The following is a 550-nucleotide window of genomic DNA, read 5'->3' as shown; positions in this document are numbered from 1 at the left end:
TGTTACCCAACCTTCAACCTGCCCATGGCTAGATCACCGGGTTTCGGGTCTATACCCTGCAACTTAACGCCCAGTTAAGACTCGGTTTCCCTGCGGCTCCCCTATACGGTTAACCTTGCTACAGAATATAAGTCGCTGACCCATTATACAAAAGGTACGCAGTCACCCCACCCCAAAGCGCTCCACTGCCTGATTTTTGTGTTGAACGTCGCTTACGCGCCGTTAACCGTCATTCAGTGCTGTCGTTACGCTTCTTTGTGCACCACACAAAGCGAAACGCTTTGGTGGTGGGGCTCCCACTGCTTGTACGTACACGGTTTCAGGTTCTTTTTCACTCCCCTCGCCGGGGTTCTTTTCGCCTTTCCCTCACGGTACTGGTTCACTATCGGTCAGTCAGGAGTATTTAGCCTTGGAGGATGGTCCCCCCATATTCAGACAGGATAACACGTGTCCCGCCCTACTCTTCGAGTTCACAGCATCTGCATTTTTGTGTACGGGACTTTCACCCTGTACCGTGCGCCTTTCCAGACGCTTCCACTAACACACATGC

The 550-nt window shown here is 52.2% G+C and carries 1 rRNA gene; it reads right to left on the bottom strand.

The annotated features are described in order from the left end of the window. Positions 1-550, bottom strand: a 23S ribosomal RNA gene (locus tag FE839_RS24530); the annotation flags it as partial.

Source organism: Klebsiella indica, assembly GCF_005860775.1.
GTDB lineage: Bacteria > Pseudomonadota > Gammaproteobacteria > Enterobacterales > Enterobacteriaceae > Klebsiella > Klebsiella indica.
Note: the sequence above shows the minus strand (reverse complement) of the source record. Positions and strands in the feature narration are given on the sequence as shown.